The organism is Amycolatopsis sp. A133, from assembly GCF_031082405.1.
Lineage (GTDB): Bacteria > Actinomycetota > Actinomycetes > Mycobacteriales > Pseudonocardiaceae > Amycolatopsis.
On sequence record NZ_JAVHJU010000015.1, the window covers coordinates 37,033 to 57,763 of the forward strand.

At 71.6% G+C, this 20,731-nt stretch carries 20 protein-coding genes and 1 tRNA gene; 7 read left to right on the forward strand and 14 right to left on the reverse strand.

The genetic code is table 11. The annotated features are described in order from the left end of the window. Positions 1–2: 2 nt before the first annotated feature. From Q5425_RS14185 to Q5425_RS14195, 3 genes are all read right to left on the reverse strand, one after another. On the reverse strand, positions 3–809 hold the full coding sequence (locus Q5425_RS14185) for an IclR family transcriptional regulator (RefSeq protein ID WP_308672875.1): 807 nt from the start codon (positions 807–809) through the stop codon (positions 3–5). A gap of 158 nt (positions 810–967) precedes the next feature. Next, positions 968–2,410, reverse strand: a complete 1,443-nt coding sequence (locus Q5425_RS14190) for a PH domain-containing protein (RefSeq protein WP_308672876.1) — start codon at positions 2,408–2,410, stop codon at positions 968–970. A 134-nt stretch (positions 2,411–2,544) separates the two neighbouring features. Beyond that, positions 2,545–3,054, reverse strand: coding sequence for a PH domain-containing protein (locus tag Q5425_RS14195; RefSeq protein WP_308672665.1), 510 nt, complete (start codon positions 3,052–3,054; stop codon positions 2,545–2,547). A gap of 173 nt (positions 3,055–3,227) precedes the next feature. Here Q5425_RS14195 and Q5425_RS14200 point away from each other — a divergent pair, with 173 nt between their 5' ends. After that, positions 3,228–4,145: a PAC2 family protein gene (locus tag Q5425_RS14200; RefSeq protein ID WP_308672666.1), complete on the forward strand. Its 918-nt coding sequence runs from the start codon at positions 3,228–3,230 to the stop codon at positions 4,143–4,145. Beyond that, on the forward strand, positions 4,145–4,876 hold the full coding sequence (locus Q5425_RS14205) for a class I SAM-dependent methyltransferase (protein WP_308672667.1): 732 nt from the start codon (positions 4,145–4,147) through the stop codon (positions 4,874–4,876). The genes Q5425_RS14200 and Q5425_RS14205 overlap by 1 nt, the downstream gene beginning before the upstream one ends. 4 nt (positions 4,877–4,880) lie before the next feature. On the opposite strand, the gene Q5425_RS14210 is transcribed toward Q5425_RS14205, so the two are convergent. Together Q5425_RS14210 and Q5425_RS14215 are read right to left on the reverse strand one after the other, a co-directional pair. Further along, positions 4,881–5,864, reverse strand: a complete 984-nt coding sequence (locus tag Q5425_RS14210) for an MCE family protein (protein WP_308672668.1) — start codon at positions 5,862–5,864, stop codon at positions 4,881–4,883. Positions 5,865–5,868: 4 nt separating this feature from the next. Next, complete coding sequence (locus Q5425_RS14215; RefSeq protein ID WP_308672669.1) at positions 5,869–7,101, reverse strand: FAD-dependent monooxygenase; 1,233 nt, start codon at positions 7,099–7,101, stop codon at positions 5,869–5,871. Positions 7,102–7,215: 114 nt separating this feature from the next. Between Q5425_RS14215 and Q5425_RS14220 the strand changes: the two genes are divergently transcribed. Next, positions 7,216–7,875 (forward strand): TetR/AcrR family transcriptional regulator, encoded by a 660-nt coding sequence (locus Q5425_RS14220; protein ID WP_308672670.1) that lies wholly within the window; start codon positions 7,216–7,218, stop codon positions 7,873–7,875. Here the strand turns inward: Q5425_RS14220 and Q5425_RS14225 are convergent. The 4 genes from Q5425_RS14225 to Q5425_RS14240 all read right to left on the reverse strand — a co-directional run bounded on the left by Q5425_RS14225 (position 7,872) and on the right by Q5425_RS14240 (position 11,007). Beyond that, positions 7,872–8,147, reverse strand: coding sequence for a YggT family protein (locus Q5425_RS14225; protein ID WP_308672671.1), 276 nt, complete (start codon positions 8,145–8,147; stop codon positions 7,872–7,874). The genes Q5425_RS14220 and Q5425_RS14225 overlap by 4 nt on opposite strands. A gap of 164 nt (positions 8,148–8,311) precedes the next feature. After that, positions 8,312–9,436, reverse strand: a complete 1,125-nt coding sequence (locus Q5425_RS14230) for a right-handed parallel beta-helix repeat-containing protein (protein WP_308672672.1) — start codon at positions 9,434–9,436, stop codon at positions 8,312–8,314. 240 nt (positions 9,437–9,676) lie between these two features. Next, on the reverse strand, positions 9,677–10,687 hold the full coding sequence (locus Q5425_RS14235) for a methyltransferase (RefSeq protein ID WP_308672673.1): 1,011 nt from the start codon (positions 10,685–10,687) through the stop codon (positions 9,677–9,679). Between the two features lie 247 nt (positions 10,688–10,934). Beyond that, a tRNA-Arg gene (locus tag Q5425_RS14240) sits at positions 10,935–11,007 on the reverse strand. 149 nt (positions 11,008–11,156) lie between these two features. On the opposite strand from Q5425_RS14240, the gene Q5425_RS14245 reads away from it, so the two are divergent. Together Q5425_RS14245 and Q5425_RS14250 are read left to right on the forward strand one after the other, a co-directional pair. Next, a complete protein-coding gene (locus Q5425_RS14245; RefSeq protein ID WP_308672674.1) occupies positions 11,157–12,257 on the forward strand; it encodes an epoxide hydrolase in 1,101 nt (366 codons plus the stop codon). Between the two features lie 199 nt (positions 12,258–12,456). Further along, the gene (locus Q5425_RS14250) at positions 12,457–13,377 is read left to right on the forward strand and encodes a cation diffusion facilitator family transporter (protein ID WP_308672675.1); all 921 of its coding nucleotides are present in this window, start codon (positions 12,457–12,459) and stop codon (positions 13,375–13,377) included. A gap of 16 nt (positions 13,378–13,393) precedes the next feature. Here the strand turns inward: Q5425_RS14250 and Q5425_RS14255 are convergent, their stop codons facing one another. The 5 genes from Q5425_RS14255 to Q5425_RS14275 form a co-directional block, all read right to left on the reverse strand. Continuing rightward, a complete protein-coding gene (locus Q5425_RS14255) occupies positions 13,394–14,602 on the reverse strand; it encodes a DUF6596 domain-containing protein (protein WP_308672676.1) in 1,209 nt (402 codons plus the stop codon). Continuing rightward, the gene (locus Q5425_RS14260) at positions 14,599–14,961 is read right to left on the reverse strand and encodes a YciI family protein (RefSeq protein ID WP_308672677.1); all 363 of its coding nucleotides are present in this window, start codon (positions 14,959–14,961) and stop codon (positions 14,599–14,601) included. Before Q5425_RS14260 ends, Q5425_RS14255 begins: the two co-directional genes overlap by 4 nt. Positions 14,962–14,977: 16 nt before the next feature. Beyond that, a complete protein-coding gene (locus tag Q5425_RS14265) occupies positions 14,978–15,703 on the reverse strand; it encodes a dihydrofolate reductase family protein (RefSeq protein WP_308672678.1) in 726 nt (241 codons plus the stop codon). Between the two features lie 143 nt (positions 15,704–15,846). Next, positions 15,847–16,557: a DUF305 domain-containing protein gene (locus Q5425_RS14270; RefSeq protein ID WP_308672679.1), complete on the reverse strand. Its 711-nt coding sequence runs from the start codon at positions 16,555–16,557 to the stop codon at positions 15,847–15,849. Then, entirely contained in the window at positions 16,554–17,372 is an 819-nt protein-coding gene (locus Q5425_RS14275; protein WP_308672680.1) for a DUF3105 domain-containing protein, read from the reverse strand. Before Q5425_RS14275 ends, Q5425_RS14270 begins: the two co-directional genes overlap by 4 nt. A gap of 263 nt (positions 17,373–17,635) precedes the next feature. Between Q5425_RS14275 and argS the strand changes: the two genes are divergently transcribed. Together argS and lysA are read left to right on the forward strand one after the other, a co-directional pair. Beyond that, entirely contained in the window at positions 17,636–19,291 is a 1,656-nt protein-coding gene (gene argS / locus Q5425_RS14280) for an arginine--tRNA ligase (RefSeq protein WP_308672681.1), read from the forward strand. A gap of 3 nt (positions 19,292–19,294) precedes the next feature. Next, positions 19,295–20,725 carry a diaminopimelate decarboxylase gene (gene lysA / locus Q5425_RS14285; protein WP_308672682.1) on the forward strand — a complete coding sequence of 477 codons (1,431 nt, stop codon included), beginning with the start codon at positions 19,295–19,297 and terminating at the stop codon, positions 20,723–20,725. Positions 20,726–20,731 lie beyond the last annotated feature (6 nt).

A 20,731-nucleotide genomic window follows, 5' to 3' on the forward strand; every position in this document is an offset into this window, starting at 1 on the left:
TCTCACAGCGAATAAGACGCGATCGCCCGCTGGATGCGGATCGCGTAGCCCCGCAGGGCGGTGATCGCCGTGTCCCGCATCGCCTCGGAGATCCGGGCGGCCGGGCCGGCCATGCTCAGCACCGTGGGGCGCCTGCCGATCGTCTGCACCGGCACCGAACAGGCCCAGACCCCTTCGTCGAGTTCGCCGGAGCTGACCGAATACCGGTTTTCCAGCGCCCGCTTCAGCTCGTCGCGCACGGCGGTGCCGCGCTGTTCGACGATCGACGGCAACCGCCGTTCGCGTTCGATCTCCGGCAGCAGCGCGAGCAGCATCTTGCCGGACGCGCCGACGCCGAGCGGCAGCGAATGCCCCGGCTCGAACGTGAACCGCATGGCGCGGTCGCACTCGACGCGGTCCGCGCACACGGCGGAGTCGCCGAACTGCTGGAACAGCATCACCGTCTCGCCGAGTTCCCGCGCGGCTTCCTCCATCGCCGGTCTCGCCAGCCGCACCACGTCGTTCGCCAGCTGCGCGGCCCGCGCCAGCGGCATCACCTGGCTGGTCAGGTGGTAGTGCCCGGCCCGGCCCTCCTCGAGCAGCTGGAGCTCCTTGAGCAGGGCCACGTAGCGGTAGGTCGTCGCCACCGGGGTGCCGATCGTCGCGGCGAGCTCGGCGACGCTGGCCTCCGACCGGCGCTCCGAAAAGGCCAGCAGCAGCTGGAGGACCTTGCGGGAACTGCTGGCACCGGGGGTGCGGCGCGGGGAGGCGGAGGTGGAGGTGGAGGCGGAACCGTCAACGGCACTGGCGGCACTGACGGCAGGCGTCATCATGACCTCTCGGTGGGCGAAACATCGCTATCACGCGGGGTGAATAAATTAGCACGTTGCGTGAATCGGAGGCCAGTATTCACCGCAGGATGGGAAATTCCACCAGTGTGCGTCGTTTCGATTCTTCTTGTAGTACTTCGCTGTGGGGAAAAATACCGTCACCCGCGCTTCAGGAACGGCGTCAGCAGGCCGGGAAGAGCCTGGTCGGCGAGGGCCAGCCCGTCGGCCTCGCCGACGTCGAGCACGCGGTAGCGGCCCTTGCCCGCGGCGACCGGCGCGACCAGCGTGACCAGACCGGCCCGGCGCTGGAAGTACGAGCGCTCGACGACGATCCCGGTCATCCCCTCGCAGCGGACCGCGGCCGTGCCGCGGTCCAGCGAACCCGAGCGCGTCACCAGGTAGCGGCCGGTGAGCGCGTGGCCGAGGCCGCGGTAGCGGTCCCAGCCGACGAGCGCGGCGAACGGCAGCAGCACGAGCGCGACCTGCCACGGCCAGTCCGGCAGCGCGCCGAGCCACGCCAGGCCGTAGAGCGCCGCGGCGAGCAGCAGCACGCCGAGGACCGCCCGGGAAAGCCGCCGGTACAGCGCGCGGCGCGGGTGCCGCACCAGCGGCGTCGCGGCGAGGTCCTCGCCGAGCACCTCGGCGACGACTTCGTGCGCGCGCCCCAGCGGCGCGGGCGGCAGCAGCAGGCCGCCCCCCTTGTCGGCGCCCTTGCCTTCGCGCAGGCCGCCGGCGATCGCGACGCAGCGGGCGCCGCCGGCCAGCCGCAGCGGCAGCGGCTCGCGGATTTCGGCGCCCCGCAGGCGGTCCTCCTCGATCGACACCGACCGCGTCGTGATCAGCCCGCGCCGGATGTGCAGCGTGCCGGCGGGCTCGCGGGTGAGCCGGAAGTTCCAGAACGACAGCACGTACCCGCCGATCGACAGCAGCGAGACGAGCACCAGCAGCCCGGCGGCGGCCAGCACCAGGCTCAGCCACACCGGGGTGTCGGCGAAGTGCCCGACGACCGTCTGGACCAGGGAGAACTGGATCGGGTCGAAGTGCAGTTCGTGCGCGAAGTGGTAGACGGTGCCGACGGCCGCGCCCACCACCGCCAGCCCGGACAGCGTGAACGGCGCGTACCGCAGCCAGCGCTTGTCGACCGCGGCGATCACCTGCTCCGGCGGCGCGGCGGCGGCCTCCGTCGCCACCGTCCGGTGCAGCAGCAGCGTCCGCAGCCGCTGGGCCTCGGTGATGGTGACGGCGTCGAGGACGAGCTCGTCCTTGCCCGGCCCCTTGCCGTGCGAATGCCGCCCGGTGCCGATCCGCGCGGCGGCCAGCGAGAACAGCCGGTGCTTCGGCTCGGAGGTGACGTCGACCGTGCGGATCCGGTCGCGCGGGATGGCCCGGTGCTTGCGCAGCAGCAGCCCGGTGTGCCACTCGACCTGCGCCCCGGTGATCCGGTAGCGCGAGGTCAGCACGTGCGAGACGCCGGTGAACACGGCGATCGCGGTGAAGACCAGGCCGATCCACTGCCACGGCTCGCCGTGGCCGAACAGCAGCGCGCCCAGCAGCACCGGCAGGGACCGCACCAGGTCCAGCACCGGCCGGATGAGCAGCATGCGCCGGTCGAGGTGGCGCCACGGCGCGTCCGGCGTGCCCTCGGCGGGCGCCTCCACGGCTTGGGTGGTGCCCTCTGCCGCCTCCGCGGGAGAGGGCACTGCCGCCTCCGCGGGAAGGAATGCGTCGGCGGGGCTCACGTCGCGTCCCCTCGCACGGCCTGCGTCGTCTTCGTCAGCTCGTCGGCCAGCGCGAGCGCGCGGTCGTGCGCCAGGCCCGCGATGCGCAGCGGGCCCGCCGCGGACGCCGTCGTCACGGTGATCTTCGCCAGGCCGAACAGCTGCTCGAACGGGTCGCGCTCGATGTCGACGGTCTGGATCCGCGAGACCGGCGCGATCCGCCACTCCTGCTTCAGCCAGCCGGCCTGCGTGTAGACGGCCTCGCCGGTGACCTCCCAGCGGTGCACGCGGTAGCGCCACTGGGGCATCACGATGAGGTGCAGCGGGCCGAGCACGCAGGAGAGCACCAGCGTCACGGTCAAGAACGACGGGGCATCGTCGCTGGTCACCACGATCAGCGTCTGCACGCCGAACAGAATGATCCAGAGGATCGACGCGGTCACCGTCCAGTAGCCGATGGCCCGGCGGCTGACCCGGTGTGCCGGCGGCCGCAGCCGCAACGCCGTGTTCGGGGTGTGTGCGTTCACGGTTCAAGCGTGCCCGATCGGTGCCTTGCGTGCCCACGACACTTGTCACGATGGCGATCCGGTCCGGCCTCGATCGCGTGGCGTTACGATCGGCGACACCGTCGGAGGAATGGAATGCCCGCACGCGTGTGTTGTGCTGGGTGGATTGACATATCAGCGACCAGGAGGATCCGGTGGGACTCGATCCCGACGACCTGTACGAGGTGGACTCGGACGTCCCCGACCTGACCGGGGCGGTGCTGCTGCACCACTTCGAAGGGTTCATGGACGCCGGCTCGGCGGGCCGTCTGCTGGCCGAGCACCTGCTGGGCGGCGAGCACCGGGTGGTCGCCCGCTTCGACGTCGACCGGCTCATCGACTACCGCTCGCGGCGGCCGACGATGACCTACGCGGTCGACCACTGGGAGGACTACGACGCGCCCGAGCTGGTCGTGCACCTGCTGCACGACACCGACGGCGCGCCCTTCCTGCTGCTGTCCGGCCCGGAGCCGGACCACGACTGGGAGCGGTTCTGCGCGGCGGTCCGGAACCTCGTCGAGCGCTGGGGCGTCCGGCTGACCGCCGGGTTCCACGGCATCCCGATGGGGGCGCCGCACACCCGCCCGCTCGGCGTCACCGCGCACGCCACCCGCAAGGACCTCGTCGGCGACAACCAGCCGCTGCCGAACCGGCTGCAGGTGCCGGGCAGCCTCGCCGCGCTGCTGGAGTACCGGCTCGGCGAGTGGGGCCACGACGCCATGGGCTTCGCCGCGCACGTGCCGCACTACCTCGCGCAGTCGACGTACCCGGCCGCGTCGCTGATCGTCCTCGACGCGCTGAGCCGGGCGACCGGCCTGAGCCTGCCCGAGGGCGAGCTGCGCGCCGCCGCGGACCTCGCCGACGCCGAGATCAACCGGCAGGTCGCGGAGTCCGACGAGATCGCCGACGTCGTCCGCGCCCTGGAGCGGCAGTACGACACGTTCGTCGAGGCCTCCGACCGGGACAGCCTGCTCGCGGAGTCGGTCGAGCACATGCCGACAGCGGAGGAGCTCGGCTCGCAGTTCGAGCGGTTCCTCGCCGAGCAGAACGGTGGCGACGGGCCCGAGCGCTGATGGCGCGCTACGACAAGATCGGGGTCGGCTACGCACTGGGGCGGCGGACCGACCCGCGCTGGCTCACACCGGTGCTTTCCGCGCTGGGTTCCGCGGCTTCCGTGCTGGACGTCGGCTCGGGGACGGGTTCCTACGAGCCGCCCGGCCGGCGGGTGGTCGCGGTCGAGCCGTCGGCGGAGATGATCCGGCAGCGCCCCGCGGGGGCCGCGCCGGTCGTGCGGGCGGTCGCGGAGGCGCTGCCGTTCGCGGCGGGCACGTTCGACGCCGCGCTGGCGGTGCTGACCGTGCACCACTGGCCCGACTGGCGGCGGGGCCTCGCCGAGCTGCGCCGGGTCGCTTCCCGGCAGGTCGTCCTCGCTTACGACACCGAGCGGCACAGCGACTTCTGGTTCGTGCGGGAGTACGTACCGGAGGTCGCCGCGCTGGAAGCATCGAGGCCCTCGGCGCCGGAGATCGCCGAGTTCCTCGGGGCGTCTTCGGTGACGGAACTGCCGGTGCCGTGGGACTTCACCGACGGAGTCTTCCCGGCGTACTGGCGCCGCCCGGAGGCCTACCTCGACCCGGCGGTCCGCCGATCGTGCTCGGCGCTGGCCCAGACGTCCCCGGCCGCGGTGGACCGCGGAATCGCCCGGCTGCGGGCGGACCTGGAGTCCGGGCGCTGGCAAGCGGGGCACGCGGAGCTGCTGGACCGGCCGGAGTGGGACGCGGGATTCCGGCTCATCGCCGCCTGAACGCTCACGCGCCGTGGCAGCCTTCTTCGTTCAGCGGCCCGAACGACGGCAGGACGAGCCCGCACAAGTAGCCGTCGACCCACCGGCCGCTCCCGGCGATGTTGGTCCCCAGCCGGACGAACGGCGCGAAGCCCCGGATCCCCGCGGCCAGCGCGTCCTGGTTGCGCTGCAGCATCGACGTCAGCTGGTCCAGCTGGGAGAGCAGCGGGCCGACGCGAGACTCGTTGATCAGCCCGGACAATTCCGAAGACAACCGCCGGGAGCCCTCGAGCAACGTGCTGATCGCCGTCTCGCGGTTGATCACCTCCGCGAGCAGCTCGTTCCCGTCGTCGAGGAGCCGTCGCACGGCCGCGTCGCGGTCGACCAGCGTCTGCGAAACCACGCGCGTGTTACCCAGCAACGCGGCGAGCCGGCTGTCACGCGAAGCGAGCGAGTCCGACAGCCGCGAAAGCCCGGTGAGGGCGGCGCGGACGCTCTGCGGTGTGTTCGCCAACGTCGCCGAGAGCGTGTCGAAGCTCTTCGCCAGCCGCGTGGTGTCGATGCGGTCCACTGTGGACGACAGCTCGCCGAATGCCGCGAGGATGTCGTAGGGCACGGTGGTGCGGGACCCCGGGATGGGCCGTCCCGGGTCGAGCGTGCCCTCGCCCTGCGGGTCGAGGGCGAGGTACTTCTGGCCCAGCACCGTCTTCAGCCGGATCGCCGCGGCTGTCGCGTCGCCCAGCCAAGCCCCCTTGGCCTGGAACGAAACCAGCACGTGGTCGCCGCGCAGCCGCACGTCCGACACCCGGCCGACCTCGACGCCGGCGATGCGGACGTCGTTGCCGGCGCTCAGCCCGGCCGCTTCGGTGAACTCGGCCGAGTACGTCGTCCCGTCGCCGATCACCGGCAGGGAACGCGCGTTCAGTGCCGTGACCACCCCCAGGGACAGCACGGTCAGGCCGACGAGCGCCGTCCTGACCGGAGCGTCGGCGGCCCGAGGTGCTGACATGGCGTCAAGAGTGACGCACGTCACGCCGGGCCGCCAGCCGGGTCCCCCGATGAGCGGAATCGAGCCCCGGGTACTCGCGGTACTCGAGCGCATTGGCCGCCCGGTCGGTCATCCGGACGAAGAGGCCGCCCAGCAACCGCGTGCTCAGCATCCGGTAGACGCGGTTGCGGCCGCGGATCTTCGCGGCCGTGCGCGGCGCGAGGAAGTTGCCGGCGCCCTTGCCGTTCTTCTGCCCGACCGTGGCCGGCTTGCGGAGCCGCTCCTCGTATTTCGCGAACGCCGTCACGTGGTCGCCGCCGGCCGCGACGAGCTCCCCGGCCAGCACCTGGGCGCCCATCATCGCGAGCCCGGTGCCGGACCCGCCCGGCCCGGCGCACCACGCGGCGTCGCCGAGCAGCACGACCCGGCCCGCCGACCAGCGGTCGAGGTGGACCTGGCTGATCGAGTCGACGTACAGGTCGCCGGCCCCGGGCAGCGCCTCGAGCAGCTTCGGCGTCTCCCAGCCGGTGTCCGCGAACAGCTGGGCGATCAGCGCGCGCTGTTCGCCGGGGGTGCGGCGGTCGAACTCGATGCCGTCGGCCGCGAAGACCAGGCTGACGTGCAGCTGGTCCGCCCGCCGGTGGCTCCCCACGGTCAGCCCGCGGCCGGGCTCGTTGTACATGATGCTGGTGTGGTCGAGCCCGAGGTGGTTGGGCGCGGTGTAACCGGCGATGCCGAAGCCGAGGTCGCGCCGGAAGTCCCCCGCCGGCCCGAACGCGGCGGCCCGGACGCCGGAGTGCACGCCGTCGGCCCCGACGACCAGGTCGAACCGTCTCGGTGCCCCGTGCCGGAAGGTGACGTCGACGCCGTCCGCCGTCTCGGTGAGGCTCGTGACGCGGTCGCCGAAGACGTATTCGGTGTGGTCCGCGGTGTGTTCGTACAGGATCCGCGCGAGATCGCCGCGCAGGATCTCGACCTCCCCGCTCCAGGCGGCGCCCGGCACGGTCAGCACGGGCCGGGCGTCGAGGCCGAGCACGGTCTGGTCGCCCATCGCCGTCTCGTAGCGGCGGACCTCGTCGAGGACGCCCATGGCCGCGAGCAGCTTCACCTGCTCACCGCGGAAGTCGACGGCCTGGCCGCCGGGCCGCAGGGCGGGCGCGGACTCGACGACGGTCACGCGGTAGCCGCCGCGGTGCAGCCAGTGGGCCGCGGCCGGGCCGGCGATGCCTGCCCCGGAAACGAGCACGGTCTTGGTCATCGGAGGTTCCTCTCGGGTCGGTGGGTGCCGACGCCGAGATTGCGGGCGGCCGCTGACGGTCCCCGCACGGTCCGCTGACGGCTCGGCCAGTGCGGTGCGGTTGCAGTCGCTAACATGACCCGGGTGGACCGCGCCGTCGAAGGCCGGATCCGGGAGGACGGCGATGGCGTCGTCGAGGCACGCATCCTGGATGCCGCTGCACACCTGATCGCCGAAGAGGGCTTCGGCAGGTTGAAGCTCGGCGGCGTCTGCGCCCGCTCCGGCTACGCGCGATCGGTGATCTTCCAGCACTTCGGCGATAAGGACGGGCTCGGCCGGCGGCTTGTCGAGCACGCCGTCGAGGCGTTCACCGACGCCTACAGCGAGGCGGTCGCGGCCCGGACCGGAGCGGCCACCGCGACGCCGATGGACCTGCTGCGCGCGCTGCTGGACATCATCTTCGAGCTGATCCGCACCATGCCGACGCTCAACCAGGCGTTCCTGGCCCTCTGGGGCGACGCGGCGGCGGAGTACTCGGCCCTGCGCGGCGCGCTGACGGAGGCCGACCGCCGGTTCCGGTTCGCCATCGCCCAGACTGTGGCCAGCGGGGTCGCGGACGGGTCCATCACCGGTGTCCGCGACCCCGATTCGTACGCCTCGGCACTGCTCGCCCAGCTGCGCGGGATCTCGATGCAGGCCCTGATCGACCCGGACGGCGTCGACCTGCGCGGCCTGCGCGCCGAGCTGGAACGCAGCGTCGACCGGCTGTCCGCGGGCTTCCGCGGCTCGTTCTAGAGGGCGTAGACGATCCCGCGCAGCACGATCACGCCGATGAAGACCAGCGTGAAGGCCAGATCGAGCGAGAGCCCGCCGATCCGCACCGGCCGCACGACCCGCCGCACCGGCCCGATCACCGGCTCGGTGGCGGCGTAGGCCAGGCCACGGGCGCGCCGCGCCCACGGCGGGGTGTCGGTCATCATCCCGACCCAGTCCAGCACCATCCGCGCGACCAGCACCAGCAGGTACAGGCTCAGCACGAACCCGAGCAGCGTCCCTAGTGCACCCATGGTCCCTCCCGTTCTCACTACCGGGAGAACGCGCGAGCGGCGCGGGGAGTGCCAGTTCTGTCCGGTTCACAGCATTTCAACAGGTTGGTGCCACCCGGCCTGGTGAACCACGTCGTCCGTGGGCCGGTGCACCCGACCGGCCCGCGGACGACGTCGGGGGAGAGTCAGCCGAAGGTGACCACGAGCCGGCCGTCCGCGGCGAAGGACCACCTCATCGTGCCGGCGTAGGACGAACAGCGGGACCCGTTCTTGCCGGTCCAGAACTGGTCCGAGCTGTCGACGTTGCCGACGGTCTTGTCGTTCGACCCGCCACTGGCGAAGCGGCACGAAGTGTCGTTGCGGAAGACCGAGGTCCCGGTGTCGAAGGAGAAGTTGCGCTCGGCGTTGTCGATGCCGACGTTGTCCGAAACCGTCATCGACCCGGGGTTGCTGTTGTAGGTGAACCCGTGGTGGCCGTTGCGGTAGGCGATGTCGCGCCGGACGATGTGGTTGACCGCGATCTTGTCGCCACCGAGCTTGTAGCCGTTGCGGTCGCCGTTCTTGTTCACGGTGCCGTTGCTGAGGGTGCCGTTGGCGTAGGCGAGGGAGTCCTCGATGGTCACCGGCCCGATCGGGCCGGTTTCGGTCTTGGTGTAGAGGTCCCAGCCGTCGTCGATGTTGTTGTGGGCGACGTCGTAGCGGAAGACGTTGCCGGGGCCGGCGGTGAGTTTCGCGGCGAAACCGTCGGCGTCCTCGCCGTCGGAGTCGGCGTTGTCGTGCGATTCGGAGCTCACGACGAGGTTGTTCGACGGCCACTGCTCCTTCGGCGTGCTGGACGCGATCCGCGAGATCTGCAGCCCGGAATCCCGGTTGAAGCGGGTCACCACGCGTTCGACGACGTTGTTGCTGCCGCCGACGAAGATGCCGTTGTCCCCGGCGCGCTCGACGACGATGCCGGCGACGCGCCAGTACGAACCGTTGAGGGCGAGACCGCGGTTGGCGGAATCCTCGGTCATGGCCGAGAAGTTCAGCACCGGGGTTTCGCCGGGGTAAGCCGACAACGTCTTGCGCGCGCTCGAGGTGCCGCTGTTGCCCGGCGCGATGGTGACCGTCTGGGCGTAGGAGTAGGTGCCGCCCCGCAGCGAGATGGTGCCGCCCGCGGTGATGCGGGTGAGCGCCGAGGGCAGCGTCGTCGGATCCGCCTGGGTACCGGCGGCGGAGTCCTTGCCGTTGGGCGCCACGTACAACGTGGTGGCCGCGGCCGCCGCCGGCGGGGCCAGTGCGGCCATCGTGATCAGCGCTGCGCTCACTGCAAGCGCTTTCTTACGGGGAATGCTTCCGTACGAACCCATCTGCACGCCTCCTTGCGGGCAAGAATGTGCCGGACACCGGATCCGAGAGCGCTCCCAGTCGGAGCGGGATCTCCGGTGAGGCGACGGTAGCACCGGGTCCCGGCGGCCCGAGTGGGCCAAGCGGGTCGTCTGTACTGAAAACGCTTTCAGCGGCGCGGGCCCACCCCGGCTACGCGCGGCCGGACGCCGGGGTCGTCGTCAGGACGGGGGCTCGACGGTGAACTCCAAGGCCCAGCGGCCGTTCGTCACCGGGGCCGCGTCGCGGAAGGCGAGTCCGCAGCCGGTGGCCAGTCCGGTCAACTCCTCGACGGTCCTTTCCTTGCTGCCGAAGCACATCAGCATGAACAGGTCGATCGCGGTACCGGCCCCGTGCCCCCGCACCGGCTCGATCAGCACGACGGACGCGCCCGGCGCGGCGGCGCGGCGGCAGCCGTCGAGGATCCGGCGGGCGTGCTCGTCGTCCCAGTCGTGCAGGATGTCGGACAGCAGGTAGGCGTCGGCCCCCGCGGGCAGCGGGTCGAAGAAGCTGCCGGCCACGGCGCTCGCCCGATCGCCGAGCCCGGCGGCCTCCAGCCGTCCCTCGGCGGCCGCGGCCGCCGGCGGCAGGTCGAGGATCCGGCCGCGGACACCCGGGTGCGCCCGCAGGATCTCGATGAGCAACGGCCCGTCACCGCCACCCACATCGAGGATGTCGGGGAACCGGCTCCAGTCGAAGTCCCGGGCGATCAGCGGCGCCTGTTCACGGAACCGCCAATTCATCTGGGCGTCGAACGAGCTCCGCAATTTCGGCTCGGCGTCGAGGTCGGCCCAGAAATCGCGGCCGTACCGGCGCGGATAGGCGGGCGCACCGCTGGTCATCACGTCGAGCAGCTCGACGAAAGCGAGTTCGGCCCGGCCCCCGGCGCAGGTGATGTCGAGCAGCGGCTTGACCCCTTCGGGCGCATCTTCCCGCAGCTGCGCGCCGAGATCGGTCGGCCGGTAGCGCCCGGATCCGTGGTCCAGGTCGAAAACCTCCACCGTGACCAGGTGATCGAGCAGCCGGCTCAACGCCGCCGCCGACGTCCCGGTCCGGGCCGCGAGCTCCTCCGCCGTCGCCCCGCCGGTTCCGGCGTGTTCCGCCAAGCCGAGCGTCGCGGCCACCCGGACGGCCATCGGAGTGGCCAGATCGGCCAAGGGCATGATCGACCGCTTCACGGGAGGCTGGGTCATTCCGCCAGCTTAGCGAGCCGCCGGAATAGGGCAGAGCAATTAATGGGTGTGGTACCCATTTCCCGTCGAAATCTCGAATGGTTGGGGCGCGGCGCCTCGACAGCGGGAAGCAGGCCACGCACCGACAGGCGAAGACGGCACTCGGTCGAGTCCCGTCAGTGCATTGGCCCCCGCCTTGGCCGGGTCCGCGGGGGCAGCACGCAAAACAGCCCCTACCGCGTTTCCGCTGGTAGGGGCCTTCTGTGTGTGCCCTCGGCAGGATTCGAACCTGCGACACCTGCCTCCGGAGGGCAGTGCTCTATCCCCTGAGCTACGAGGGCCCATCGCTGGGCGACGTCGAAAGCTTAGCGCATGCCCCGCCACCCCCGTCCCGCAGGTACCCCACCCGCGCTGTCCCTGGTCAGCGGGCGGTGGTTGATCGGTTCGGCGGGACGTCGCTAGCGTGGGAAGCCCACCTGAAGGAGCCGAGATGGCCGAGCCGTTCCAGGTCGCTCTTGATGAGGGCGATGTCGCCGATCTGCGGGAGCGGCTGCGGCGGACCCGGTGGCCCGAGGCCGAGACCGTCGACGACTGGTCGCAGGGGGTTCCGCTCGGCTACGTGCGCGAGCTCTGCCGGGACTGGGGTGAGGAATACGACTTCGGGTTCGCCCGCCGGCTCAATGTCTTCCCGCAGTTCCGGGCCACCGTCGACGGTGTGGGCCTGCACTTCCTGCACCTCCGGTCGCCGGAAGCGGATGCGCTGCCGCTCGTGCTCACCCACGGCTGGCCCGGGTCCGTGCTGGAGTTCCTCGACGTTCTCGGGCCGCTCACCGATCCCGCGCGGTACGGGGGCGATCCCGCCGATGCCTTCCACGTCGTCGCGCCGTCGCTGCCCGGGTTCGGGTGGAGCGACAAGCCCGCGCTGAAGATCGCGCGGGTCGCCGGGTTGTGGGACGAGCTCATGACGTCGCTCGGCTACGACCGCTACGGCGCCCAGGGCGGTGACTGGGGTGCCGCCGTCACGAACGCGCTCGCGCGGTCCAGCCACGTGGCCGGGGTGCACGTCAACTTCGCGCCCGTGCGGATGGACTTCGACGATCCGACGCCCGAGGAGCGCCAGGCCCTCGCCGACCTCCAGGAGTTCCGGCGGACCGGGAGCGGCTACTCCGCCCAGCAGGGCACCCGCCCGCAGACGCTCGGCTACGGCCTCACCGACTCGCCCGCCGGGCAGGCCGCCTGGATCGCCGAAAAGTTCTGGGCCTGGACCGATCACAAGGGGCACCCGGAAGACGCCGTCGACCGGCAGCGCATCCTGGACGCGATCTCCCTCTACTGGTTCACCGCGACGGCCGCCTCGTCCGCGCGGATGTACTGGGAGAACCACGACCGCGATCTGTCCACAGTGGATGCTCCGGCCGGGATTTCGGTGTTCCCCAAGGAGATCGTCCGGCCGTCGCGGCGGCAGGCCGAGCAGCGCTACACCGATCTGCGCTGGTTCGAGGAGCTGCCCGTCGGCGGGCACTTCGCCGCGCTGGAGCAGCCCGAGCTGTTCGTCGAGCAGGTTCGCGGCTTCTTCCGGCTGGTGCGCTAGCCGGCCGCGGAATCTGCCCGAACGGATGACCGGCGGCGAAGCGTGACGGGTCCGCCTGGCGGGAAACCCCGCCTGGTGGATTGGGTGGCGCAGCCGCGCGGGGTAGCTTGCGGTTGGGTGAACTTAGGCTGACCTCTGTTGCATATATGCGCATCCGACTATATGTTTGGCCCGACGGTGAACCGGGAACGGAGGCGGAATGGGACACGGCCACGGGCACGGCCACACGATCGCGCCGGCGAGCGCGTCGGGCCGCCACGTGCGGCGGCTGGCGATCGCACTGGGCATCGGCGCCGGGTTCATGGTGCTCGAGTTCGTCGTGGCCGTGACGACCGGCTCATTGGCCCTGATTTCCGACGCGGCCCACATGTTCACCGACGTCCTCGGCGTGGGCATGGCTCTGGCCGCGATCATGCTGGCGCGGCGCAGCGGCCCGACCGTCAGCCGCACGTTCGGGCTCTACCGCGCGGAGGTGCTGGCCGCGCTCGCCAACGCGCTCCTGCTGTTCGGCGTCGCGGGGTACGTCCTCATCGAGGCCGTCGGCCGCATCGGCGACCCGCCGGCGGTGCCGGGCCTGCCGGTGCTGCTGGTCGCGGCCGCGGGCCTGGTGGCCAACCTGGTGTCCTTCGGCGTCCTGCGCGCGGGGGCGAAGGAGAGCCTCAACGTCCGCGGCGCGTACCTCGAGGTGCTGGCCGACCTGATCGGCTCGGTCGGCGTGCTCGTCAGCGGCGCGCTGACGCTGCTGACGGGCTGGCGCTACGCCGACCCGATCATCGGTGTCGCGATCGGCCTGTTCGTGCTGCCCCGCACGTGGACGCTGGCCCGGCGCGCGCTGCGCATCCTGTTCCAGCACGCGCCGCAGGGCGTCGACGTCGGCGCGATCAACGCGGAGCTGGCGGCCCTCCCGGGTGTGGCGGACGTGCACGACCTGCACGTCTGGACGCTGACGTCGGGCATGGAGGTGGCTTCGGCGCACCTGACGCTGGCGCCGTCCGCGAAGCAGTCGGACGTGCTGACCGAGGCGCAGAACCTGCTCTCGTCGCGGTACGCGATCGAGCACGCGACCCTGCAGGTGGAGGCGCCGCAGTGCGCCCGCCGCTGCCAAGAGCTCTCCTGGTGACGCGCCGCCCGGCCGGTCACCCCAGGCGCGCGGCGCGGGTCAGCAGGTGCCGCCGCTCGGGTTCGCTGGTGGTGCGCCGGGCCGCCTCCCGGTAGCCGGCGCGGGCCGCTTCGTGGTCGCCCGCCATTTCCAGCAGGTGGGCCCGCACGGACCCGAGGTGGTGGGAGGCGGAGAGGCGTTCGTCGGCCGAGAGGGCGTCGAGCAGGGCCAGCCCGGCCGCGGGTCCGTGGACCTCGGCCACCGCCACCGCCCGGTTGAGCGTCACCGCCGGGTTGGGGGCCACGCGCTCCAAAACCGTGTACAGGGCCAGGATCTGCGGCCAGTCGGTGACTTCGGCGGTGGGTGCCTCGTCGTGGACGGCGGCGATGGCGGCCTGGAGCTGGTACGGGCCGACCGGGCCCGTCGGCAAGGCGCCGGTGACGAGAGCCACGCCCTCGGCGATGGCTCCGGTGTCCCAGAGCGTCCGGTTCTGCTCGCTCAGCGGCACCAGTGACCCGTCCGGGGCCGTGCGGGCCGGCCGGCGGGCGTCGGTCAGCAGCAGGAGGGCCAGCAGCCCGGCCACCTCGCCGTCGCCGGGGACCAGCCGGTGCAGTTCGCGGGCCAGCCGGATGGCCTCGGCCGTCAGCTCGGCCCGAACCAGCTGCGTCCCCGACGTGGCCGTGTAGCCCTCGTTGAAGACGAGGTAGACCACGTGGAGCACAACGCCGAGCCGCGCCGCCTGCTCGGCGGGCGGCGGCAGCTCGAAGCCTGCTCCGGCCGCCTTGATGCGGTGCTTGGCCCGGCTGATCCGCTGGGCCATGGTCGCCTCGGGCACGAGGAAGGCCTTGGCGATCTCGGCGGTCGACAGGCCGCCGACGGCCCGCAGCGTCAGCGCGATCTGCGACGGTGGTGTCAGCGCCGGGTGGCAGCACAGGAACAGCAGCGTCAGGGTGTCGTCACCGGCTTCGGCCGTGCCACCGGCGGGCGGCGGGGTGCGGAGAGCATCGGCCTCCTCCCGCCGGCGGCGGGCGGCGTCGCTGCGCACCTGGTCGGCGAGACGCCGCGACGCCACCGTCACCAGCCACGCCCGGGGGTTCTCCGGCCACCCCTCCACCGGCCACTGGGCCGCGGCCGCCACCAGCGCTTCCTGGACGGCGTCCTCGCACGCGTCGAACCGGCCGTAGCGGCGCACCAGCACGCCGAGCACCTCCGGGACCAGCCGCCGGACGGCCTGCCAGCCGGTCACGGCCCGACGTTCGCCTCGTGCATCAGCGGCCGGACCTCGACCCCCCAGTAGCGCGCCGACGGGGCGCGGGCCGCGATCTCCAAGGCCCGGTCCAAACCGTCGCAGTCGACGATCATGAAGCTGCCCAGGAACTCCTTGGCCTCGGCGTAGGGACCGTCGGTCACCACCGGCGTCCCGCCGGTGACCCGGACCATCTTGGTGTTCACCTCGTCGGCGACGCCGTAGGCGCCGACCAGCTCGCCCGACTCGAACAGCTCCTGGTTGAGCGCATCGGTCTCCCGGATGAGCTCGGCGAGGGCCTCCGCGCCGATCGAGTTGAAAGCTTCTTCGTTGCCGTAGATCAGCAGCATGTACTTCATGGCGCGCGTTCCTCTCTCACTGCCCGGTCTTGGCCGGTCCGACCAGGTCGCCGCTCGCGCCGCGATCGTCCAGCACCAGCTTCGACCGTCCCGTGACGGTATAGCGGATGTGGGTCACCCCGGGCGCGTCGACGACCCGGGTGGGTACCAGCTCGATGCCCTCGTCCGCGCCGAGGCCCGGACCGGGGCCGAACAGGCGCTGGCCGTCGCCGAGCAGCACCGGCGCGATGTGCAGCTCGAGCTGGTCGAGCAGCCCGGCGGCCAGCACCTGGCGCAGGAGCTCCCCGCCGCCGGAGACCGCCACGTCCTTTTCGCCGGCGGCGTCCCGGGCCAGCTCGACGGCCCGTTCCAGCCCCTCGGTGACAAAGGTGAAAGAGGTGCCACCCCGGCGTTCGAGCACCTCCCGGGGCCGGTGGGTGACGACGAACACCGGGGCGCGGAACGGCGGCTCCTCGCCCCAGGGAACCTCGCCGGCGTCGAACATGCGCCGGCCCATGACGTAGGCGCCGGCCGCGGCGAACGACTCCTGGATAATCTCCGAGTCGATCGACGGCTCGCCGCCGGCGAAGCCCTGCCGCTCGCGCCAGGCCATGGCGTCGACGGCCCAGCGGGTGACCCGGAAGAAGCCCGGCGCTTCGGGCCCCCGCATCCAGCCACTCATGCCCTGCTCACCCCGCGGGTCCCGCGGCCCGGTGTAGAAGCCGTCGAGGGACACCGACATCTGGGCGGTCACCTTGGTCATCGTTCGCGCTCCGCTCGTGGGTGGCGGCCCCTGCGGCCGCCGCTGCCCCTCAGTCGGAGCCGGCCGCCCGTTCTCGACACGCGCCGGCAAAAAAGAAACCGGCCGCCACCCCAAGAGGTGACGGCCGGTTCCGGATCTTCGGGCTAAGCCGGCAGCGGCTGGGCGTTCCGGACCGAGAGCATCAGCTTGATCTGGTCCATCTCGGCCCCCTGCGACGTGATGATGCTGTTCACCAGCGCCTTCAACGCCGGCACGTTCGAGTGCGCCGCCGCGTACTGGGCCATGGCCGTGCCGCCCTGGTGGTGGCGGAGCATCAGCTGCAGGAAGTACACGTCGAACGCGCTGCCCGACAGCGACCGCAGCTTGGACAGCTCCTTGTCCGTCGCCATGCCCGGCATCAGTGCGCCGGCGGCCGGGTTGACCGAGGACGGTGCCATGCCGTCGTGGCCCGGCATCGGCTCGGTCATCCACTGCATCGGCGCGCCGATCGGCTGCTCCGGCTGGTCCCACAGCATCAGCCAGCCCTTCATGCGGCCGACCTGCTCGAGCTGCGTGCGCTCGATGTCGAACGCGAGCTGCTTGATCTCCACGTCGGTCGTGCGGTCACGGACGATGCCCGCCATCGTGACCGCCTGCAGGTGGTGCGTCGACATGTCCTGGGCGAAGCCGACCTCGACCGAGCCCCGGGCCGGCACGGTGGCCGTGTCCGAGGCGTCGATCGCCCGGGTGAGGAACATGCCGGCCGTCGCGCCGATCAGCAGGACGGCCAGCAGGGTCCCGCCGATGATCACCCAGCGCGACCAGGTCGGCTGCTCGGTGACCTCGTCGGTGTCGAGGCCGGCTTCGGAACTCACTGGCTCGGCTTGGTCGGCGCGTTCGGGGGCGCGGGCATGGTCGACGGAGCCGAGGACGGCTGGCCCTGCTCGTTCTGCGCGCCCGCGCTGCCCTTGTAGTCCATCGGCTTCGCGTCCGGGCCCGGCTTCGACGCGTCGAACGGCGGCGGGCTGTCCGGGTCGAACGAGCCCGGGACCGCGTCGCAGGACGCGCCGACCTCGGGGTAGACGCCGTTCGGGTTGCTGCGCAGCGCCGCGATGAACTCGTCGATCCGGGCGTCGTTGGCGTCGTCCAGCTTCAGCTGGTGGCCCCACGACTGCAGCGAGATCGGCTTGTCGAGACCCGGGTAGGGCGACAGCATCGTGTACGGCTTGTCCTTGACGCGGACGCTGAGCAGGTTCAGCGCGTCACCCGAGATCTGCTGCGGGTTGTAGGCGATCCAGACGGCGCCGTGTTCGAGGGCGTGCACCATGTTCTCGGTGCGGACGGCGGTCGGGTAGACCGTGCCGGTGCAGGTCGCCCAGGTCTGGTCGTGCGGGCCGCCGAACGGCGGGGTCTTGTCGTAGGCGACGCGCTCGGTCGGCAGCACGTGCACGCTGCCGGTGTAGGTCGCCATCACCACGCCGGGGATGCGCTTGGACGGGTCCGGGTCCGACGCGGTCGGCGCGAACGACGCGGCCGCCGCCTCGCGGTCGGCCTGCTCACGCTTGGGCGCCGACTGCACCATGTAGTAGACGATCACCGAGGCGGCCAGTGCCACGATGGCGACGACGGCGACGATCGTCCCCCACGGTGTGCCCTTCTTGCTCACGACGGAACCGCGGGCCGCCTTCACCGCCGAACCCTTTTTCCGAGTTGTCCCGTTCGCCATGGCTCCCGCGTTCTCCCTCTGGTGGCTGCGGACGGATTCCCGCCCGGGCCAGTGTAGAGACCGCCCGTCTGATCACGGTTAACACCTCACGCAGTGCTGACCGAGGCTTCGCCTCGGGCCGGGGGCTCCGCCACCCGGACCCCCGAAAACCCGTTCGTGGGATGCCCGCCGTGACGTCCCCGAGACCGCTGCCAACGTCCCACCTGGGCACACCTAGAATTCCGCAGGTGACTCCCGCCGCTCTCGCCGACCTGGTCCGCAGCTCCGCCGTGCAGGTGCTCGCCGCACGCGGCATCGACGACGCCGTGCTGCCGGAGCAGGTGACCATCGAACGCCCGCGCAACCCCGACCACGGCGATTACGCGACGAACCTCGCCCTCCAGGTGGCCAAGAAGGCCGGGCTGAAGCCGCGCGACTTCGCCGAGGCGCTCGCCGAGGCGGTCTCGGCGGACGACGGTGTCGCCTCGGCCGAGGTCGCCGGCCCCGGCTTCCTCAACTTCCGGCTCGCCGCGGCCGCGCAGGGCGACATCGTCCGCCAGGTGCTCGACGCCGGCGCCGCGTTCGGCCGCGGGGACGTGCTCGCCGGCACGCGGATCAACCTCGAGTTCGTCTCGGCGAACCCGACCGGCCCGATCCACCTCGGCGGCACCCGCTGGGCCGCGGTCGGCGACGCGCTGGGCCGGGTGCTGGCCGCCCAAGGCGCCGAGGTCACCCGCGAGTACTACTTCAACGACGCCGGCGCCCAGATCGACCGGTTCGTCCGGTCCGTGGTCGCCGCCGCGAAGGGCGAGCCCGCGCCGGAGGACGGTTACGCGGGCGGTTACATCAACGACATCGCCGCCAACGTCCTCAAGCAGGAGCCGAGCGCGCTGTCGCTGCCCGAGGCGCAGCGGCACGAGACGTTCCGCCGGATCGGCATCGGCCTGATGTTCAGCGAGATCAAGCAGAGCCTGCACGAGTTCGGCACCGACTTCGACGTCTACTTCCACGAGAACTCGCTGCACGAGTCGGGCGCGGTCGAAGCCGCCGTCCAGCAGCTCAAGGACTCCGGGAACCTGTACTTCGACGAGGGCGCCTGGTGGCTGAAGTCGTCCGAATACGGCGACGACAAGGACCGCGTCGTCATCAAGCAGGACGGCAACCCGGCCTACATCGCCGGCGACCTGGCCTACTTCAAGGACAAGCGCAACCGCGGCTTCGACCTGTGCATCTACATGCTGGGCGCGGACCACCACGGTTACATCGCCCGGCTCAAGGCCGCGGCCGCCGCGTTCGGCGACGACCCGGCGACGGTCGAGGTGCTGATCGGCCAGATGGTCAACCTGGTCAGCGACGGCAAGCCGGTCCGGATGTCCAAGCGCGCCGGCACCGTGATCACCATGGAGGACCTCGTCGAGGCCGTCGGCGTCGACCCGGCCCGCTACGAGCTGATCCGCTACTCCGTCGACTCCACTTTGGACGTCGATCTCGACCTGCTCCGCAAGCACTCCAACGACAACCCGGTCTACTACGTCCAGTACGCCCACGCGCGGCTGGCGTCCCTGCAGCGCAACGCCGCCGATCTCGGCCTGAAGTCCATTTCGGACGTCGATTTCGGACTGCTGACGCTGCCCGCCGAGGGCGACCTGATCCGCACCATCGGCGAATTCCCGGAAACCGTGCGCCGCGCCGCCGAAATGCGGGAGCCGCACCGGATCGCGCGCTACCTCGAAGAACTCGCGGGCGCCTACCACAAGTTCTACACCGTGGGCCGCGTGCTGCCCATGGGCGACGAAGAGGCGACCCCTCTGACGCACGCCCGGCTCGCGCTGTGCGAAGCCGCCCGCCAGGTGCTGGCGAACGGCCTCGCCCTCCTCGGTGTCTCCGCTCCGGAACGGATGTAAGAAATGGCGCACCCCGCGGGCCCCAGGCACGCCGACGTCTACCCCCACGCCGACACCTCCGGGCACCAGCCGTCCGGGGTCGAAGAGCTCGACAACCTGCCCGCGAAAGTGTGGCCGCGCAACACCTTCCGCGCCGCCGACGGTGTCGTCCGGATCGCCGGGGTCGACGTCCGCGAGCTGGCCGAGCAGCACGGCACGCCGCTGTTCGTGGTCGACGAAGCCGACTTCAAGTCCCGGTGCGCGGACTACGCCGAGGCGTTCGACGACCCGTCGCTTGTGCACTACGCGTCCAAGGCGTTCCTGTCCATCGAGATCGCCCGCTGGGTGGCCGAGCAGGGGCTGAGCCTGGACGTCTGCAGCGGCGGCGAGCTCGCCGTGGCGCAGCGCGCGAACTTCCCGGCGGAGCGGATCACCTTCCACGGCAACAACAAGTCGCCCGCCGAGCTGGAAGCCGCGGTCGTCGCGGGTGTCGGCACGGTGGTGCTCGACTCCTACTACGAGATCGCGCGGCTGGCCGACATCGCCGCCCGCCACGACGTCGTGCAGGCGGTGCTGATCCGCGTCACCGTCGGCGTCGAGGCGCACACCCACGAGTTCATCGCGACCGCGCACGAGGACCAGAAGTTCGGGTTCTCGCTGGCGTCGGGCGACGCCGCCGAGGCCGTGCGCCGGGTGCTGAACGCGCGCTCGCTCAAGCTCGTCGGCCTGCACAGCCACATCGGTTCCCAGATCTTCGACGCCGACGGCTTCGAGGTCGCCGCCCGCCGCGTCGTCGGCCTGCTCGCCGACCTGGCCAAGGAGCACGGCCCGGAGCTGCTCGACCAGCTGAGCCTGGTCGACCTCGGCGGCGGGTTCGGCATCGCCTACACCGAGAAGGACAACCCGCCGCCCCCGGCGCAGATGATCACGCAGATCCGCGAGATCGTCCGCAAGGAGTGCGCGTACGCGGGCCTGCCGGTGCCGCGGATCGCCGGCGAGCCGGGCCGCGCGATCGCCGGTCCCGGCACGATCACGCTCTACGAGGTCGGCACCATCAAGGACGTCTCGCTCGGCGACGACCTGTCCCGCCGGTACGTCAGCGTCGACGGCGGGATGAGCGACAACATCCGGACGGCGCTGTACGACGCGGTGTACGACGTCCGGCTGGTTTCCCGCTCCGCGGGCGACAACGAGCAGCCGGTTCCGGCCGTGCTGTCCCGGGTCGTGGGAAAACACTGTGAATCCGGCGACATCGTCGTACGAGACTGCTGGCTGCCCGACACGCTGGCCCCCGGCGACCTGCTGGCCGTCGCGGCGACCGGCGCCTACTGCTACTCGATGGCGAGCAGCTATAACCGGCAGCCGCGCCCGGCCGTGGTCGCCGTGCGCAACGGCAGCTCGCGGCTGCTGCTGCGGCGGGAAACGACCGACGACATGCTGCGCCTGGAGGTCTGAGCAACC

Coding starts and splice junctions, on each gene's coding strand:
- Q5425_RS14185 (WP_308672875.1), bottom strand. CDS start 809: ATGACGCCTGCCGTCAGTGCCGCCAGTGCCGTTGACGGTTCCGCCTCC.
- Q5425_RS14190 (WP_308672876.1), bottom strand. CDS start 2,410: ATGCTGCTCATCCGGCCGGTGCTGGACCTGGTGCGGTCCCTGCCGGTG.
- Q5425_RS14205 (WP_308672667.1), top strand. CDS start 4,145: ATGGCGCGCTACGACAAGATCGGGGTCGGCTACGCACTGGGGCGGCGG.
- Q5425_RS14210 (WP_308672668.1), bottom strand. CDS start 5,864: ATGTCAGCACCTCGGGCCGCCGACGCTCCGGTCAGGACGGCGCTCGTC.
- Q5425_RS14215 (WP_308672669.1), bottom strand. CDS start 7,101: ATGACCAAGACCGTGCTCGTTTCCGGGGCAGGCATCGCCGGCCCGGCC.
- Q5425_RS14220 (WP_308672670.1), top strand. CDS start 7,216: ATGACCCGGGTGGACCGCGCCGTCGAAGGCCGGATCCGGGAGGACGGC.
- Q5425_RS14225 (WP_308672671.1), bottom strand. CDS start 8,147: ATGGGTGCACTAGGGACGCTGCTCGGGTTCGTGCTGAGCCTGTACCTG.
- Q5425_RS14235 (WP_308672673.1), bottom strand. CDS start 10,687: ATGACCCAGCCTCCCGTGAAGCGGTCGATCATGCCCTTGGCCGATCTG.
- Q5425_RS14245 (WP_308672674.1), top strand. CDS start 11,157: ATGGCCGAGCCGTTCCAGGTCGCTCTTGATGAGGGCGATGTCGCCGAT.
- Q5425_RS14250 (WP_308672675.1), top strand. CDS start 12,457: ATGGGACACGGCCACGGGCACGGCCACACGATCGCGCCGGCGAGCGCG.
- Q5425_RS14260 (WP_308672677.1), bottom strand. CDS start 14,961: ATGAAGTACATGCTGCTGATCTACGGCAACGAAGAAGCTTTCAACTCG.
- Q5425_RS14265 (WP_308672678.1), bottom strand. CDS start 15,703: ATGACCAAGGTGACCGCCCAGATGTCGGTGTCCCTCGACGGCTTCTAC.
- lysA (WP_308672682.1), top strand. CDS start 19,295: ATGGCGCACCCCGCGGGCCCCAGGCACGCCGACGTCTACCCCCACGCC.